This window comes from Streptomyces sp. NPDC102259, assembly GCF_044766465.1.
GTDB lineage: Bacteria > Actinomycetota > Actinomycetes > Streptomycetales > Streptomycetaceae > Streptomyces.
On record NZ_JBIWMA010000006.1, the window covers coordinates 40809 to 57166 of the forward strand.

The 16358-nt window shown below is 69.4% G+C and carries 14 protein-coding genes and 1 tRNA gene; 5 read left to right on the forward strand and 10 right to left on the reverse strand.

The window, feature by feature from the left end; all coding sequences use genetic code 11:
- The first annotated feature begins 84 nt into the window (after nt 1-84).
- Both hrpA and ACIRPU_RS16540 read left to right on the forward strand, forming a co-directional pair.
- Nucleotides 85-4053 carry an ATP-dependent RNA helicase HrpA gene (gene hrpA, locus ACIRPU_RS16535; RefSeq protein WP_403867298.1) on the forward strand — a complete coding sequence of 1323 codons (3969 nt, stop codon included), beginning with the start codon at nt 85-87 and terminating at the stop codon, nt 4051-4053.
- Nucleotides 4054-4147: 94 nt separating this feature from the next.
- Nucleotides 4148-4222: transfer RNA gene (locus tag ACIRPU_RS16540), tRNA-Asp, on the forward strand.
- On the opposite strand, the gene ACIRPU_RS16545 is transcribed toward ACIRPU_RS16540, so the two are convergent.
- Nucleotides 4214-4375, reverse strand: a complete 162-nt coding sequence (locus ACIRPU_RS16545) for a hypothetical protein (RefSeq protein WP_403867301.1) — start codon at nt 4373-4375, stop codon at nt 4214-4216. The genes ACIRPU_RS16540 and ACIRPU_RS16545 overlap by 9 nt on opposite strands.
- On the opposite strand from ACIRPU_RS16545, the gene ACIRPU_RS16550 reads away from it, so the two are divergent.
- The gene (locus ACIRPU_RS16550) at nt 4374-4583 is read left to right on the forward strand and encodes a DUF6274 family protein (protein WP_403867304.1); all 210 of its coding nucleotides are present in this window, start codon (nt 4374-4376) and stop codon (nt 4581-4583) included. The genes ACIRPU_RS16545 and ACIRPU_RS16550 overlap by 2 nt on opposite strands.
- Before the next feature lie 487 nt (nt 4584-5070).
- Here ACIRPU_RS16550 and bldC read toward each other — a convergent pair whose 3' ends face one another.
- Together bldC and ACIRPU_RS16560 are read right to left on the reverse strand one after the other, a co-directional pair.
- Nucleotides 5071-5277, reverse strand: coding sequence for a developmental transcriptional regulator BldC (gene bldC, locus ACIRPU_RS16555; RefSeq protein WP_003949541.1), 207 nt, complete (start codon nt 5275-5277; stop codon nt 5071-5073).
- Between the two features lie 602 nt (nt 5278-5879).
- The gene (locus ACIRPU_RS16560; protein ID WP_403867307.1) at nt 5880-6722 is read right to left on the reverse strand and encodes a hypothetical protein; all 843 of its coding nucleotides are present in this window, start codon (nt 6720-6722) and stop codon (nt 5880-5882) included.
- A gap of 188 nt (nt 6723-6910) precedes the next feature.
- Between ACIRPU_RS16560 and ACIRPU_RS16565 the strand changes: the two genes are divergently transcribed.
- Together ACIRPU_RS16565 and ACIRPU_RS16570 are read left to right on the forward strand one after the other, a co-directional pair.
- Entirely contained in the window at nt 6911-8011 is a 1101-nt protein-coding gene (locus ACIRPU_RS16565) for a Leu/Phe/Val dehydrogenase (RefSeq protein ID WP_403867310.1), read from the forward strand.
- A 310-nt stretch (nt 8012-8321) separates the two neighbouring features.
- Entirely contained in the window at nt 8322-8582 is a 261-nt protein-coding gene (locus ACIRPU_RS16570; protein ID WP_200726382.1) for a DUF3073 domain-containing protein, read from the forward strand.
- Between the two features lie 102 nt (nt 8583-8684).
- On the opposite strand, the gene purM is transcribed toward ACIRPU_RS16570, so the two are convergent.
- From purM to purS, 7 genes are all read right to left on the reverse strand, one after another.
- Entirely contained in the window at nt 8685-9758 is a 1074-nt protein-coding gene (gene purM, locus ACIRPU_RS16575) for a phosphoribosylformylglycinamidine cyclo-ligase (protein ID WP_403867313.1), read from the reverse strand.
- Nucleotides 9759-9800: 42 nt separating this feature from the next.
- Nucleotides 9801-11327: an amidophosphoribosyltransferase gene (gene purF / locus ACIRPU_RS16580; RefSeq protein WP_355703561.1), complete on the reverse strand. Its 1527-nt coding sequence runs from the start codon at nt 11325-11327 to the stop codon at nt 9801-9803.
- Between the two features lie 254 nt (nt 11328-11581).
- Nucleotides 11582-12019 (reverse strand): META domain-containing protein, encoded by a 438-nt coding sequence (locus ACIRPU_RS16585; RefSeq protein WP_403867316.1) that lies wholly within the window; start codon nt 12017-12019, stop codon nt 11582-11584.
- A 94-nt stretch (nt 12020-12113) separates the two neighbouring features.
- The gene (locus tag ACIRPU_RS16590; protein WP_403867319.1) at nt 12114-12911 is read right to left on the reverse strand and encodes a sterol carrier family protein; all 798 of its coding nucleotides are present in this window, start codon (nt 12909-12911) and stop codon (nt 12114-12116) included.
- Nucleotides 12912-13094: 183 nt separating this feature from the next.
- Nucleotides 13095-15353: a phosphoribosylformylglycinamidine synthase subunit PurL gene (purL, locus tag ACIRPU_RS16595; RefSeq protein WP_403867322.1), complete on the reverse strand. Its 2259-nt coding sequence runs from the start codon at nt 15351-15353 to the stop codon at nt 13095-13097.
- The gene (gene purQ / locus ACIRPU_RS16600) at nt 15350-16030 is read right to left on the reverse strand and encodes a phosphoribosylformylglycinamidine synthase subunit PurQ (protein WP_384120837.1); all 681 of its coding nucleotides are present in this window, start codon (nt 16028-16030) and stop codon (nt 15350-15352) included. The genes purL and purQ overlap by 4 nt, the downstream gene beginning before the upstream one ends.
- Nucleotides 16027-16299 (reverse strand): phosphoribosylformylglycinamidine synthase subunit PurS, encoded by a 273-nt coding sequence (gene purS, locus ACIRPU_RS16605; protein ID WP_020131278.1) that lies wholly within the window; start codon nt 16297-16299, stop codon nt 16027-16029. The genes purQ and purS overlap by 4 nt, the downstream gene beginning before the upstream one ends.
- Nucleotides 16300-16358 lie beyond the last annotated feature (59 nt).

Below are 16358 nucleotides of genomic sequence, written 5' to 3' on the forward strand. Positions count from 1 at the left end.
GGGGTTTTCGTCGCTGTGCGGAGGACGAGGCGGCCCCAAAAGCACTCGCCCCTTCTTTCGCCGAGATGAGATCCTGGATCGCGTATGTCTACGCACCCCACTCCCGGCGCCTCCGCCCCGGGCACTCCCGCCCTCGGCGACCTCGCCCCCCGCCTGACCGAGCTGTCACTGCGCGACGCGCACCGGCTCGGGCGCAGGCTCGAAGGCGCGCGCAGGATCCGCAAGCCGGAAGCCCGGGCCGCCGTCCTCACCGAGATCGAGGCGGAGGTCGCCCAGGTCGAGGAGCGGATGGCGCTGCGGCGCGGCCGGGTGCCCGCCGTCTCGTACCCCGAGCAGCTCCCGGTCAGCCAGAAGAAGGACAAGATCGCGGCCGCCATCCGTGATCACCAGGTCGTCATCGTCGCCGGTGAGACCGGGTCCGGCAAGACCACCCAGATCCCCAAGATCTGTCTCGAGCTGGGGCGCGGCGTCCGCGGCATGATCGGGCACACGCAGCCCCGTCGGATCGCCGCCCGCACCGTCGCCGAGCGCGTCGCCGAGGAACTCCGCACCCCCCTGGGCGAGGCCGTCGGCTGGAAGGTGCGGTTCACCGACCAGGTGAACCCGGACGCCACCTTCGTAAAGCTGATGACGGACGGCATCCTCCTCGCGGAGATCCAGACCGACCGTGAGCTGCACGCCTACGACACGATCATCATCGACGAGGCCCACGAGCGGTCCCTCAACATCGACTTCCTGCTGGGCTACCTCGCCCAGCTGCTCCCCCGCCGCCCGGACCTCAAGGTCGTCATCACCTCCGCGACCATCGACCCGGAGCGTTTCTCCCGGCACTTCGGCGACGCCCCGATCGTCGAGGTCAGCGGGCGGACGTACCCGGTGGAGGTGCGTTACCGGCCGCTCCTCGAAGAGGACGCCGAGGACGCCGACCGCGACCAGATCACCGCGATCACCGACGCCGTGGAAGAGCTCATGGGCGAGGGGAAGGGCGACATCCTCGTCTTCCTCTCCGGTGAACGGGAGATCCGGGACACGGCCGACGCGCTGGAGAAGAAGAAGTACCGCTTCACCGAGGTGCTGCCCCTCTACGCCCGGCTCTCGCACGCCGAGCAGCACCGGGTCTTCCAGCAGCACACGGGCCGCAGGATCGTTCTGGCGACGAACGTCGCCGAGACGTCGCTGACCGTCCCGGGCATCAAGTACGTCATCGACCCCGGCTTCGCCCGCATCAGCCGCTACAGCCACCGCACCAAGGTCCAGCGCCTGCCGATCGAGGCGATCTCGCAGGCCAGCGCCAACCAGCGCAAGGGCCGTTGCGGCCGGACCAGCGACGGCATCTGCATCCGGCTGTACGACGAGGACGACTTCCTCGCCCGCCCGGAGTTCACGGACGCGGAGATCCTCCGTACGAACCTGGCGAGCGTCATCCTCCAGATGACCGCGGCGGGCCTCGGCGACATCGAGAAGTTCCCCTTCCTCGACCCGCCGGACCACCGCAACATCCGCGACGGTGTGCAGCTGCTCCAGGAGCTGAACGCGCTGGACCCGTCCGAGAAGGACCCCCGCCGCCGGCTCACCCAGACCGGCCGCAAGCTGGCCCAGCTGCCCGTCGACCCGCGCCTGGCCCGGATGGTCCTGGAGGCCGACAAGAACGGCTGTGTGCGCGAGGTCATGGTGATAGCCGCCGCGCTGTCCATCCAGGACCCGCGTGAGCGCCCGGCCGACAAGCAGACCCAGGCCGACCAGCAGCACGCCCGCTTCAAGGACGAGACGAGCGACTTCCTCGCCTATCTCAACCTGTGGCGGTACGTCCGCGAACAGCAGCGCGAGCGCGGTTCGTCGTCCTTCCGCCGGATGTGCAAGCAGGAGTACCTGAACTTCCTGCGCATCCGCGAGTGGCAGGACATCTACACGCAGCTCCGCACGGTCGCCAAGCAGATGGGCATCCATCTGAACGAGGACGACGCGCCCGAGCAGAGTGTCCATGTCTCGCTCCTCGCCGGGCTGCTCTCGCACATCGGCATGAAGGACGTGAAGGACGGCAACAAGAACGAGTACCTGGGCGCGCGGAGCGCCAAGTTCGCGATCTTCCCGGGCTCGGCCCTCTTCAAGAAGCAGCCGCGCTTCCTGATGTCCGCCGAGCTGGTGGAGACGAGCCGTCTCTGGGCCCGCGTCAACGCGAAGATCGAGCCCGAGTGGGTCGAGCCGCTCGCCGGGCATCTCCTGAAGCGGACGTACAGCGAGCCGCGCTGGGAGAAGGACCAGGCGGCCGTGATGGCCGACGAGAAGGTCACGCTGTACGGCGTCCCGATCGTCGCCCAGCGGAAGGTCAACTACGGCCGGATCGACCCGGAGACCTCCCGCGACCTGTTCATCCGCAACGCGCTGGTCGAGGGCGACTGGCGCACGCACCACAAGTTCTTCGCCGACAACCGCCGGCTCCTCAGCGAGGTCGAGGAACTGGAGCACCGTGCCCGGCGCCGGGACATCGTGGTGGACGACGAGACGCTGTTCGACTTCTACGACCAGCGGGTGCCCGAACACGTCGTGTCCGGCGCGCACTTCGACTCGTGGTGGAAGCACAAGCGGCACGAGCAGCCCGATCACCTGGACTTCGAGCGGGAGATGCTCATCCGGGAGTCGGCGGAGGCGGTCACCAAGGCCGACTATCCGGACTCCTGGCGGCAGGGTCGGCTGAAGTTCCGGGTCACGTACCAGTTCGAGCCGGGCGCGGACGCGGACGGCGTGACCGTGCACATCCCGCTCCAGGTCCTCAACCAGGTCACGGACGAGGGCTTCGACTGGCAGATCCCGGGTCTGCGGGAGGAGGTCGTCACGGAGCTGATCCGTTCCCTCCCCAAGCCGATCCGCCGCCACTACGTGCCGGCGCCGAACTTCGCGAAGCGTTTCCTGGACGTGGCGGTGCCCCTTCAGGAGCCGCTCACGACGACCATGGCGCGTGAGCTGAAGCGCATGGTCGGCGTCCCGTTCGAGGCCGACGACTTCGACTGGTCGCGGCTCCCCGACCATCTGAGGATCACCTTCCGGATCGTCGACGAGCGGCGCCGCAACCTGGCCGAGGACAAGGACCTCGAGACCCTGAAGCTCCGGCTGAAACCGAAGGCGCGGCAGGCCATCTCGCAGGCGGCCGCGGCCATCGCCGAACGGCAGGGCGGCGAGTCCCTGGAGCGCTCGGGCCTGACGGACTGGACGATCGGCTCACTCGCCCGGGTCTTCGAGACCCGTCGCGCGGGCCAGCCGGTGAAGGCGTACCCGGCGCTCGTCGACGACGGGGACACGGTGTCCGTACGCCTCTTCGACACGGAGGCGGAGCAGGCGGAGGCGATGTGGAAGGGCACGCGTCGGCTGATCCTGCGCACCATTCCGGTCAACCCGGCAAAGTTCGCATCCGAGAAGCTGACGAACGCCCAGAAGCTCGCGCTGTCCGCGAATCCGCACGGTTCGATCCAGGCTCTGTTCGACGACTGCGCGATGGCGGCGGCGGACCGGCTGATCGCCGACTTCGGCGGTCCGGCCTGGGACGAGGAGTCGTACCGGAAGCTCTACGACAAGGTGCGCGCGGAGATCGTCGACACGACGGTGCGGACGGTCGGGCAGGTGCAGCAGGTCCTGGCCGCCTGGCAGGCCTGTGAGCGCCGGCTGAAGGGCGTGCGCAGCCCCGTGCTGCTGGCGAACCTGGCGGACGTACGGAAACAGCTGGACGCCCTCGTGAAGCCCGGCTTCGTGACCTGGGCGGGACTGCGCCGCCTGCCCGACCTCATGCGCTATCTGGTGGCCGCTGACCGGCGCCTCCAGCAGATGCCGACCGGCGTCCAGCGGGACACCAGCCGCATGGAGAAGGTCCACGAGATGCAGGACGAGTACGCGTGGCTGCTGGAGCAGCTGCCGCAGGGCCGGCCGGTTCCCCAGCAGGTCCTGGAGATCCGCTGGATGATCGAGGAGCTCCGGGTCAGCTATTTCGCCCACGCGCTGGGCACGGCGTACCCCGTCTCCGACAAGCGGATCGTGAAGGCGATCGACGCGGCGGTGCCGTAACGGGTCCCGTACGGAGGGTGAGTTCGACCGGCGGGCTCACCCTCCTGTATTGTCCTTCTCGCAGCGCAACGCAACATCAAGTGCCGCAAAACCTGGTCCTGTGGAGCAGTTTGGAGTGCTCGCCACCCTGTCAAGGTGGAGGCCGCGGGTTCAAATCCCGTCAGGACCGCAGTGGACGAACGACAGAGAGCCCGGATCTTCGGATCCGGGCTCTCTGCGTTGCTCTCCGGACGTTGTCCGCCGCTCTCTTGACGTCGCCACTTTCCGCCGGTACCCCAGAAGCCAGGGCCCGTTCCGCGTGGCCCCGACGGAGGTGGGCCATGGCGGCATCGGTCAGGCACGAGACGCGGGCACTGCTGCGCGCCCACCTGTCGGCCGCCACCCCTTACCGGCATCTGACCCGCCACTGCCCGATCTGCCACCGCTTGCTGCGGCTGGCGATGGACGGCGCCCCACCGGCCTCGGAGGCCCTGGAGGCCCCACAGGCCCCGGAGGGGGCCATGGAGGACGAGAGCCCCTCGACGGCGTGAGCCGCGCCCGCACGGCCTCCGGCCGGGTCGGCGCCCACCCTCGCGTCCGTCAACAGCCTTGCCCGCGTGGGGTGCTGGAACGCGAGCCTCCTCTAGCGCACATGAGCCAGAGGCAACAAGGCTCCTGGCATGTGACGGGAGTCACGGCATGAGTTTTGAAAACCCGGGTTCTTACCAGGCTCCTACAACTGGTCAATTTTATATGTGCAATTGCACCACTCCGGAGGATGCCCCCAGGAACCCTCCCAGAGCCTCCCCAGACTCCGACAAGCCCGCTCACAGAGCCACCTGATACGACGCGCCAAGCGCCCTCGACCAGCCCCAAGCGCACAAAAAAGATCGCGCTGGACCCGGCGGAGTCCAGCGCGATCGACGACGTTCCCGATGGGCGAGGGGCCTGTTGGGGCAGGACCCACGTCGCTTGCAGCTAGGTTTCAGGCGTCCGAACAGGTTGGGGGACCTGACGTGTTGCCCGGTTATTCACTTGTCAGGCCTCGCTGCGCTGCTGCGGGATACCCGCAAGCAGTGCGCGAACCTCTGCCTCGCGATAACGGCGGTGTCCGCCGAGCGTACGAATCGATGTGAGCTTGCCGGCCTTCGCCCACCGCGTGACCGTCTTAGGGTCGACACGGAACATGGTGGCGACCTCAGCCGGGGTCAGCAGCGGCTCAGCATCAGGGGTGCGAGCGGTCATGAGCGGCCTCCTCGGGAGAACCGAACCTTCTCGGTTCTTTCCTCTAAATTCTGCACCTTGACCCGCGTTGCCCGAAATGGCGGACGCGAGTCGAGTCGGTTATAGGACGAACGGCTTGTCCTCGGCACTACAACTACACCATCCGTCCAGCCGCGTCGGCCAAACCGATGGAATTGCCCCCCAGGTGTTCATCGGCGACGGAAGCCGATGGACCATGCCATAGCGGACAGTCACGCCACTGTGACGATCAGTCACAGGACGATCAGGAGGCACCAGACCCCCCAAAGCGCTGCAATGCTGAGATTTCCCCCCACAGTGGAGCATAAGCAGGCGGACGGAGCCCTCCCCGGACTCCTTGTCCTATTTTGGCACGAGGAGGGGCAACCGACGCAAGGGCCGCGTACGTGCGTTCCATCACCCTTGCGACATAAGCCCGGATCGGGACCTACGTCCCGTCAGTTCCGTGAAGTGCGGTTGACCGTACGCTGTTCCCTTGCTCCACGGCCGTGACGTACGTCACTAATGAAAGCGCTGTCGCATCTGTCACATCGTCAGTTCACAGCGAGCGGGCCGAGCCGGCGGCCCTGAACGCACGGCCGCCGTCAGTTCGCCGAGCGCCGCTCGCGTACCGACCGCCACCGCTCCACGAGCCGCCCGTACGCCTCGCCCGCCGCCGCGCCGTCCCCGATCCGCAGCGCCTCGATCCCCTCGGCCACGTCCTTCGCCGAGTGATCGTCCTCCAGATCACCCGCCGGCAGCACATGCACCAGACCGCCGTAATCCAGTTCCACCAGCGAACGCGGGTGGAACTCCTCGAGCCAGCGCCCCACGTCCACCAGGCCCTCGATGAGCGGCCCCTCGTCCATCGCGTCCTTCAGCGTCCGCAGCGACCGGGCCACCCGGCGCCGCGCCTGCACCATCGGTGTGCGGTAGCGCAGCACGGGGGGCACCTCGGCCGTCCCCTTCTCGTACTCCCGCTCCTCGTCGGAGACGAGCACGAACCAGTTCAGCGGCACCTGCCAGACGGCCGTACGGATCCACGGGCGGGCGTCGGGGTTGCGTTCCAGCCACCGCTCGTGGTCCTTGGCGGCCTCCAGCCGCACGACCTCGGGCAGCGCCGCGTCCAGGACCGGCCGGGGCAGCTCGTCGTCCAGCTCCGCCAGGGCCAGCCAGCCGCGCAGCCGGGTGCGCCAGGGGCAGACGCAGAGCACCCCGTCCACCTGGGTCAGGAACGCGTCGCCGCTCTCGTGCACGGGCACCGCGACCGGCGGGGTGGGCAGCAGGTCGGCCAGCGAGCGGCGCAGCTCGTCCTGGTAGGAGGGGAGCTCGGGGCGGCCGGCGTAGCGCGCCCAGTGGCTGCGCTCGGGCTCGGAGAAAGCGGCCAGCGGCTCGTACACGCGCAGATAGACCGCGTACGGAACGATCACCGAGGACACCTGGGACACGCCTGCTCCCTCCCCCTTCGGCCGATCGGGAAACCCTGCGAATCGTCCCACGGCGGTACTCCGGGAGAAGGTGATCCCCAACACTGCGAGAGCGGCGGGCCACGCAGGCTCTACTCTCAGTCCACAGGCCCCGCCACCCTTACGGTGCCTGCGTCCCGCTCGCCGCTAGATACCCGGGAGTCACCACAGTGACCGACGTTTCCGGCGCACCTGCTGATGTACTGCACACCCTGTTCCACTCGGACCAGGGCGGTCATGAGCAAGTCGTGCTCTGCCAGGACCGCGCCAGCGGCCTCAAGGCCGTCATCGCCCTCCACTCCACCGCTCTGGGTCCCGCCCTCGGCGGTACCCGCTTCTACCCGTACGCGACCGAGGCGGAGGCCGTCGCCGACGCGCTGAACCTCGCGCGCGGGATGTCGTACAAGAACGCCATGGCCGGTCTGGACCACGGCGGCGGCAAGGCCGTGATCATCGGCGATCCCGACACGATCAAGACCGAGGCGCTGCTGCTCGCGTACGGCCGTTTCGTGGCCTCGCTCGGCGGCCGGTACGTGACCGCCTGCGACGTCGGCACCTATGTCGCCGACATGGACGTCGTGGCGCGCGAGTGCCGCTGGACGACCGGGCGCTCGCCGGAGAACGGCGGGGCCGGCGACTCGTCCGTGCTGACCGCCTTCGGCGTCTACCAGGGCATGCGGGCCTCCGCCCAGCATCTGTGGGGCGACCCGTCGCTGCGGGGCCGCACCGTCGGCATCGCGGGCGTCGGCAAGGTCGGCCACCACCTGGTGGAGCACCTGCTGCAGGAGGGCGCCCAGGTCGTGATCACGGACGTGCGCCAGGAAGCCGTGCGCCGGATCGTCGACAAGCACCCTTCGGTGGGCGTGGTCGCCGACACCGAGCTCCTGATCGAGATCGACGGGCTCGACATCTACGCGCCCTGCGCGCTCGGCGGTGCGCTGAGCGACGACTCCGTGCCGGTGCTGACGGCGAAGATCGTCTGTGGCGCGGCCAACAACCAGCTCGCCCACCCGGGCGTGGAGAAGGACCTCGCCGACCGCGGGATCCTCTACGCGCCGGACTACGTGGTGAACGCCGGCGGGGTCATCCAGGTCGCCGACGAACTGCACGGCTTCGACTTCGAGCGGTGCAGGGCGAAGGCCGCGAAGATCTTCGACACCACGCTCACCATCTTCGCGCGTGCGAAGACAGACGGGATTCCGCCGGCCGCGGCGGCCGACCGGATCGCCGAGCAGCGGATGCACGAAGCCGCTCAGGCGCGCGGCTGGTGACCCTCCGGTAGGACCCCGCGGCGACCCGCCCGGGAGTTTCGGCGGTACCGCCGGGAGGAAAGTTGGAGAGAACTCTCACTCTTCCCGGCGGGTCGGCCGCCGATAAGTGGTTAAAATCGCCACTGACCAGCAAGGACGGGGCGACCGAACGGTGCTGCGCACACGCGCGTGCTACGGGCGACGTACCGTACGGGCGTGGGCTCAGGTACCGTGGGAGCCCTACGACGGGCTCTCCACGGAGGGACCGTCCTGGATCATGAACGCGTGTCAACCTGGGGCCGTCGAGCCCCGTCGTTGAGGGGGTCGAGCCATGGGGCGCGGCCGGGCCAAGGCCAAGCAAGCGAAGGTCGCCCGCCAGCTGAAGTACAACAGCGGCGGGACAGATCTCTCACGCCTGGCCGAAGAGCTGGGCGCATCGCCATCGAATATTCCGCCGAATGGTGAGCCATTCGAGGACGATGACGATGACGATGAGCAAGACGACGACCCGTACGCACGGTACGCCGAGCTGTACGGGGCCGACGACGAGGATGACGGCGAGGACTCCTCGCAACATCGTCGCGGCGCTTGACCTTGTACTGAGCACCCGCCCGGTCGGTGACTTCGGTCACCGACCGGGTCTTGTGCTGCCTATCCGAACGCGGGCCTGCCCGGTGGCAGGCCCGCTCGGTCCTCAGCCTGCGTAGTCCCCGACCAGCTCCGCGCCCGTCGGGTGCTCGCCGCGTTCGGTGATCTCGCCGGCGACCCAGGCCTCCACGCCGCGGTCGGCCAGCGTCGCCAGGGCCACGTCCGTCGACTCCTCGGGCACGATCGCCATCATGCCGACGCCCATGTTCAGGGTCTTCTCCAGCTCCAGACGCTCGACGGAGCCGGTCCTGCCGACCAGGTCGAAGATCGGGGCCGGGGTCCAGGTGGAGCGGTCCACGACGGCGTGCAGGCCGTCCGGGATCACCCGGGCCAGATTGGCCGCGAGGCCGCCGCCGGTGATGTGCGAGAAGGCGTGGACGTCCGTCGTGCGGGTGAGTGCCAGACAGTCCAGCGAGTAGATCTTGGTGGGCTCCAGGAGCTCCTCGCCGAGGGTGCGGCCGAGGTCGTCGATCCGCGCCTCCAAGGACAGCCCGGCCTGCTTCAGCAGGACGTGCCGGACCAGGGAGTATCCGTTCGAGTGAAGGCCGGAGGCCGCCATGGCGATCACCGTGTCACCCGTGCGGATACGATCCGGGCCGAGCAGCCGGTCGGCCTCCACGACGCCCGTACCGGCCCCGGCCACGTCGAAGTCGTCCTCGCCCAGCAGACCCGGGTGCTCGGCCGTCTCGCCGCCGACCAGGGCGCAGCCGGCGAGCACACAGCCCTCGGCGATGCCCTTGACGATGGCGGCGACCCGCTCGGGGTGGACCTTGCCGACGCAGATGTAGTCGGTCATGAACAGCGGTTCGGCGCCGCACACCACGATGTCGTCCATGACCATGGCGACCAGGTCGTGGCCGATGGTGTCGTACACGCCCAGCCGGCGGGCGATGTCGACCTTGGTGCCCACCCCGTCCGTGGCGGAGGCGAGCAGCGGGCGCTCGAAACGCTTGAGGGCGGAGGCGTCGAAGAGGCCGGCGAAACCGCCGAGGCCGCCGAGGACCTCGGGGCGCTGCGTCTTCTTCACCCACTCCTTCATCAGCTCTACGGCGCGGTCGCCCGCCTCGATGTCGACTCCGGCAGCCGCGTAGGACGCACCGGAAGCACTGGTCTCAGACATTGCCTGGGATCTTTCGGGTTGGTGAAACGGGGCTCTGCGGCGTTACGGGCGACGGATGGCGTCAGCCGCGGCCGTGGCTGCGGGACCCGCGGCCAGCTCGGTCTCCAGGAGCTGCTTGCCGAGCAGCTCGGGGTCCGGGAGCTCCATCGGGTACACGCCGTCGAAGCAGGCGCGGCAGAGGTTCGGCTTGGCGATGGTGGTCGCCTCGATCATGCCGTCGATGGAGATGTAGGAGAGGGAGTCGGCGCCCAGGGAGGTGCCGATCTCGTCGATGGTCATGCCGTTGGCGATGAGCTCCGCGCGCGTGGCGAAGTCGATGCCGAAGAAGCAGGGCCACTTCACGGGCGGCGAGGAGATCCGGATGTGGACCTCGGCCGCGCCCGCCTCGCGGAGCATGCGGACCAGGGCCCGCTGGGTGTTGCCGCGCACGATCGAGTCGTCCACGACGACCAGGCGCTTGCCCTTGATGACTTCCTTCAGCGGGTTCAGCTTCAGGCGGATACCGAGCTGGCGGATGGTCTGCGAGGGCTGGATGAACGTCCGGCCGACGTACGCGTTCTTCACGAGACCCGCGCCGAAGGGGATGCCGGAGGCCTCCGCGTAGCCGATGGCCGCGGGGGTGCCGGACTCCGGTGTCGCTATGACCAGGTCGGCGTCGACCGGCGCTTCCTTGGCGAGCTTGCGGCCCATCTCCACGCGGGAGAGGTACACGTTCCGGCCGGCGATGTCGGTGTCGGGGCGGGCCAGGTACACGTACTCGAAGACACAGCCCTTGGGCTTCGCTTCCGCGAACCGGGAGGTGCGCAGTCCGTTCTCGTCGATGGCGATGAACTCGCCGGGCTCGATCTCACGGACGTAGGCGGCGCCGCAGATGTCGAGGGCGGCGGACTCGGAGGCGACCACCCAGCCGCGCTCCAGGCGGCCGAGGACCAGCGGGCGGATGCCCTGCGGGTCGCGGCCGGCGTAGAGGGTGTGCTCGTCCATGAAGACGAGCGAGAAGGCGCCCTTGACCTGCGGGAGGATCTGGTGGGCCGCTTCCTCGATGGTCAGCGGCTTGCCGTCCTCGTCGACCTGGGCCGCGAGCAGCGCGGTGAGCAGGTCGGTGTCGTTGGTCGCCGCGACGCGCGGGGTGCGGCCTTCCTGCTTGGGCAGGTCGGCGACCATCTCGGCGAGCTGGGCGGTGTTGACGAGGTTGCCGTTGTGACCGAGCGCGATCGAGCCGTGCGCGGTGGCACGGAACGTCGGCTGGGCGTTCTCCCACACGGAGGCGCCGGTGGTCGAGTAGCGGGCGTGTCCGACCGCGATATGACCCTGGAGCGAACCGAGCGAGGTCTCGTCGAAGACCTGGGACACGAGGCCCATGTCCTTGAAGACGAGGATCTGGGAGCCGTTGCTGACCGCGATCCCCGCGGATTCCTGACCCCGATGCTGGAGGGCGTAGAGCCCGAAGTAAGTGAGCTTGGCGACCTCTTCACCGGGAGCCCAGACTCCGAAGACGCCGCAAGCGTCCTGGGGTCCTTTCTCGCCGGGGAGCAGATCATGACTGAGTCGACCGTCACCACGTGGCACGCCTCCGAGTGTAGGCGAGATCGACCACTGGTCCGAATTGGGGATACCCGCCGGTAACTCGATCACCCGTCGGCCACCACCTCCAAGATCGACTCATTTCCGCAGGTCAATGGCTTGATGTGGTGATCCAATGGACGGTTGGGCGGGCCCCGGGGGCGAACCCCGGGGCGCCCGTTCCGCATGCGCGAGTGAGGTGTCGCACACCATGGGGCCCGACGGACGCCGTCCACCGGGGTCGGGGAGCCGGCCGGAGGTCATTTCCTGGTCAGCAGGACCTGATCGCCGTCGGCCGTGGCGAGCGTCAGCGTGCTGCCGTCGACCTCGGTGCTGAGGGCGCCCTCGGCTAGGGTCCCGGCCAGCGTGCGCTCGAAGTCCATCGGCTGGTCCGCGCACGCCATCCTGGTCGACCTGGCGTCGCTGAACCGGATGTGGTCGCCGTCGACGGCGGCCTTGGCGGTGAAGTTGTTGCAGCCGTAACTGCCCGCCGCCTTGCCGTCCCGGATCTCGACGTGCGCGCCGGACGGGGCGCGGTGGGTGGCGCCGTCCACGATGACGCTGTCGACGTTCCAGCGGACACCGGTGACGGGCTGCTCGGCGCTCACCGCCCCGCTGCCGGGCTGCTCACCGTCCGCCTTCTCGCTGCCGCAGGCCGCGGCGAGCGGGATGAGCAGGACGGCCGCGGTCAGCGTCATGCTCTGCTTGTACGTGTGCGTCGGGCTGTGCCTCTGCCGGTACATGCCGGTTCGACGGGGCGGGTGGGGCGGTCGGTTCCCTCCGGGGTCGGATTCAGGACATGAGGGGCAGCAGTGCCGTGAGGTCGGCCCGCTCGCCGCTCGCCGCGACCTTCGCCTGCCCAACGGCCTCCGGCCAGGTCACCCGGCCGGTCGCCAGCCGGATCCAGGTCAGCGGATCGGTCTCGACGACGTTGGGCGGGGTGCCCCGGGTGTGCCGGGGGCCCTCGACGCACTGCACGACGGCGTACGGCGGGATCCGCACCTCCGTCGCGCCGCCGGGCGCCCTGACGGCGAGGGCGTCGGCGAGGAGCCGGGTGGCGGCGGCGAGCGCCTGGCGGTCGTACGGGATGTCCAGGCCGGGGACGGCGGCGTTCAGGTCATCGGTGTGGACGACGAGTTCGACGGTCCGGGTGACGAGGTAGTCGGCGAGGGTCATCGCCCCGGTGCGGGCGGCGAGGAGGCGGTCGCCGGGGGCGGTGGCCAGGGCCTCGGCGATGCCCTCCTCGGTGCGGGCGAACAGGGCGTTCAGGTCGGGGTTGCCCGCGGCGAGGTCCCGGGTGCCGTCGGAGATGTCGGCGGCCCGGGAGGCGGTGGCGAACGGCCACTCGAGGAGCGTGAGGTCCGCCTTCGGGGGCTCGTCCCGGTCGAGGTTGCGGCTGACGGTCGCCACCGCCATGGTCACGTGCGCGGCCAGGTCCCGTACGGTCCAGTCCGCCAGCCGCGTGGGCAGCGCGAGCTGCTCGGGGCCGAGGGTCGCCACGGCCCGCCGTACGTTCCCGAACTGCGCGGTGACCGCGGCACGGATCTTGACGGGGTCGTACGCGCGCGTGCGTTTCCTGGCCGGGGGCATGGCGGTGAGCCTAGTGGCCGCCTGTGACAGCGGGGCCGTCCCGTCCTGTGACACCGGGGCCTTCCCGTCCGGCGCGACCGGGTGCGCGACCCGGTGAGGTCATGACGAAGGCCCCGCCCGTGGGAACGGGCGAGGCCTTCACCGCCGTACAGGCGCCTCGGGTGCTTCGGGTGTCTCGGGTGCCTACGCGAGCAGGGCCGGGATGGTCTCCTCGTGGGCCTTGCGCAGCTCCTCCAGGGACAGCTCGAACTCGCCCTGGAGCTCGACCGTGTCGCCGTCGACGACACCGATGCGGGTGACGGGCAGGCCGCGCGCCCCGCACATGTCGTTGAAACGGAGCTCCTCGGAGCGCGGGACGGCCACCACGGCACGGCCCGCCGACTCGGAGAAGAGCAGGGTGAAGGCGTCGAGCCCGTCCGGTACGACCAGTCGCGCGCCCTTGCCGCCGAGCAGCGCCGACTCGACGACCGCCTGGATCAGACCGCCGTCGGACAGGTCGTGCGCGGCGTCGATCATGCCGTCGCGGGACGCGGAGATCAGGATCTGGGCCAGCAGCCGCTCCCGCTCCAGGTCGACCTTCGGGGGCAGCCCGCCGAGGTGGTCGTGGACGACCTGGGACCAGGCCGAGCCGCCGAACTCCTCACGCGTGTCGCCGAGGAGGTAGAGCAGCTGGCCCTCCTCCTGGAAGGCGACCGGCGTGCGGCGCGCGACGTCGTCGATCACGCCGAGCACGGCCACCACCGGGGTGGGGTGGATGGCCACCTCGCCCGTCTGGTTGTAGAGGGAGACGTTGCCGCCGGTCACCGGGGTGCCCAGCTGCTGGCAGGCGTCGGCCAGGCCGCGGATGGCCTCCGCGAACTGCCACATCACCGCCGGGTCCTCGGGCGAGCCGAAGTTGAGGCAGTCGGAGACGGCGAGCGGCTTGGCGCCGGTCGTCGCCACGTTCCGGTAGGCCTCGGAGAGGGCCAGCTGCGCGCCCGCGTACGGGTCGAGCTTGGCGTACCGGCCGTTGCCGTCGGTCGCGATGGCGACGCCGAGGCCGGTCTCCTCGTCGATCCGGATCATGCCGGAGTCCTCGGGCTGCGCGAGGACGGTGTTGCCCTGCACGAAGTGGTCGTACTGCGAGGTGATCCACTTCTTGGACGCCTGGTTGGGCGAGGCGACCAGCCTGAGCACCTGGTCCTTGAGCTCGGCGCCGGTCGTGGGCCGGGGCAGCTTGTTCGCGTCGTCCGCCTGGAGGGCGTCCTGCCACTCCGGGCGGGCGTAGGGGCGCTCGTAGACCGGGCCGTCGTGGGCCACGGTCCGCGGGTCGACGTCGACGATCTTGCCGCCGTGCCAGAAGATCTCCAGCCGGTCGCCGTCGGTGACCTCCCCGATGACGGTCGCGATGACGTCCCACTTGTCGCAGATCTCCAGGAACCGGTCGACCTTCGACGGCTCGACGACCGCGCACATGCGCTCCTGCGACTCGCTCATGAGGATTTCCTCGGGCGAGAGCGTGGAGTCGCGCAGCGGTACGTCGTCCAGGGTGACGCGCATGCCGCCGGAGCCGTTGGAGGCCAGCTCGGACGTGGCGCAGGACAGGCCGGCCGCGCCGAGGTCCTGGATGCCGACGACGAGCTTCTCCTTGAAGGCCTCCAGGGTGCACTCGATGAGGAGCTTCTCCTGGAAGGGGTCGCCGACCTGCACGGCCGGGCGCTTCGACGGCTTGGCGTCGTCGAAGGTCTCGGAGGCGAGGATCGACGCGCCGCCGATGCCGTCGCCGCCGGTCCGGGCCCCGTAGAGGATGACCTTGTTGCCGGTTCCGGAGGCCTTCGCGAGGTGGATGTCCTCGTGCCGCATCACGCCGATGGCACCGGCGTTGACCAGCGGGTTGCCCTGGTAGCAGGCGTCGAAGACGACCTCGCCGCCGATGTTCGGCAGGCCCAGGCAGTTGCCGTAGCCGCCGATGCCGGCGACGACGCCCGGCAGGACGCGCTTGGTGTCGGGGTGGTCTGCGGCGCCGAAACGCAGCGGGTCCACGACCGCGACCGGACGCGCGCCCATCGCGATGATGTCGCGGACGATGCCGCCCACGCCCGTGGCCGCGCCCTGGTAGGGCTCGACGTACGAGGGGTGGTTGTGCGACTCGACCTTGAAGGTGACCGCGTAGCCCTGGCCGACGTCCACGACGCCCGCGTTCTCGCCGATGCCCACGAGCAGCGCGTCGGACTGGGGCGCCTTCTCACCGAACTGGCGGAGGTGGACCTTGGAGGACTTGTACGAGCAGTGCTCGGACCACATGACGGAGTACATGGCGAGCTCGGCGCCGGTGGGCCGGCGGCCGAGGATCTCCACGACGCGCTCGTACTCGTCCTTCTTCAGACCGAGTTCGGCCCAGGGCAGCTCGACGTCGGGGGTCTCGGCCGCGTGCTCGACCGTGTCCAGAGGCGTCCGGCTCATGCGTTGACCAGCTTCTTGAGGATCGAGGTGAAGAACGGGAGACCGTCGGTGCGGCCGGACCCGACGAGGGGCTCGACGGCGTGCTCCGGGTGCGGCATGAGGCCCACGACGTTGCCGGCCTCGTTGGTGATGCCGGCGATGTCACGGAGGCTGCCGTTGGGGTTCACGTCCACGTAGCGGAAGGCGACCCGGCCCTCGGCCTCGAGCTGGTCGAGGGTGTACTCGTCGGCGACGTACCGGCCGTCCATGTTCTTCAGCGGGATGTGGATCTCCTGGCCCGCCTCGTAGTCGGCGGTCCAGGCGGTCTCCGCGTTCTCCACCCGCAGCTTCTGGTCGCGGCAGATGAAGTGGAGGTGGTCGTTGCCGAGCATCCCGCCGGGAAGCAGATGGGCCTCCGTGAGGATCTGGAAGCCGTTGCAGATACCGAGGACGGGAAGACCGGCCTTCGCCTGCTCGATGACGGTCTCCATCACCGGCGAGAAGCGGGAGATGGCTCCGGCGCGCAGATAGTCGCCGTAGGAGAAACCGCCGGGCAGCACCACGGCGTCCACCTGATGGAGGTTCTTGTCCTTGTGCCAGAGAGCGACGGGTTCGGCGCCCGCGAGGCGGATCGCACGCTGAGTGTCCCGGTCGTCGAGGCTGCCCGGGAAAGTGACGACGCCAATACGAGCGGTCACTTCGCGGCTCCCGCGACTGCTTCTTCCGACTCGACCTTGACGGTGAAGTCCTCGATCACGGTGTTCGCGAGGAAGGATTCCGCAAGATCATGGATGCGGGCGAGGGCGGCCTCGTCGACCGGCCCGTCAACTTCCAGTTCGAATCGCTTTCCCTGACGTACGTCGGAGATGCCTTCGAAACCCAGCCGCGGCAGTGCGCGCTGCACCGCCTGGCCCTGGGGGTCGAGGATCTCCGGCTTGAGCATGACGTCGACTACGACGCGTGCCACTGGCACTCCCGGTGGTGTGGTGCTGAGCAGGTGCCTGCGGGTGTCTCCAACAGGTGTCT

Bases quoted from the DNA above. Each gene is read 5' to 3' on its own strand.
- purM (WP_403867313.1), bottom strand. From the start codon at position 9,758: ATGTCTGAGACCAGTGCTTCCGGTGCGTCCTACGCGGCTGCCGGAGTC.
- ACIRPU_RS16570 (WP_200726382.1), top strand. From the start codon at position 8,322: ATGGGGCGCGGCCGGGCCAAGGCCAAGCAAGCGAAGGTCGCCCGCCAG.
- ACIRPU_RS16550 (WP_403867304.1), top strand. From the start codon at position 4,374: ATGGCGGCATCGGTCAGGCACGAGACGCGGGCACTGCTGCGCGCCCAC.
- purL (WP_403867322.1), bottom strand. From the start codon at position 15,353: ATGAGCCGGACGCCTCTGGACACGGTCGAGCACGCGGCCGAGACCCCC.
- hrpA (WP_403867298.1), top strand. From the start codon at position 85: ATGTCTACGCACCCCACTCCCGGCGCCTCCGCCCCGGGCACTCCCGCC.
- ACIRPU_RS16590 (WP_403867319.1), bottom strand. From the start codon at position 12,911: ATGCCCCCGGCCAGGAAACGCACGCGCGCGTACGACCCCGTCAAGATC.
- bldC (WP_003949541.1), bottom strand. From the start codon at position 5,277: ATGACCGCTCGCACCCCTGATGCTGAGCCGCTGCTGACCCCGGCTGAG.
- ACIRPU_RS16545 (WP_403867301.1), bottom strand. From the start codon at position 4,375: ATGGCCCACCTCCGTCGGGGCCACGCGGAACGGGCCCTGGCTTCTGGG.
- ACIRPU_RS16585 (WP_403867316.1), bottom strand. From the start codon at position 12,019: ATGACGCTGACCGCGGCCGTCCTGCTCATCCCGCTCGCCGCGGCCTGC.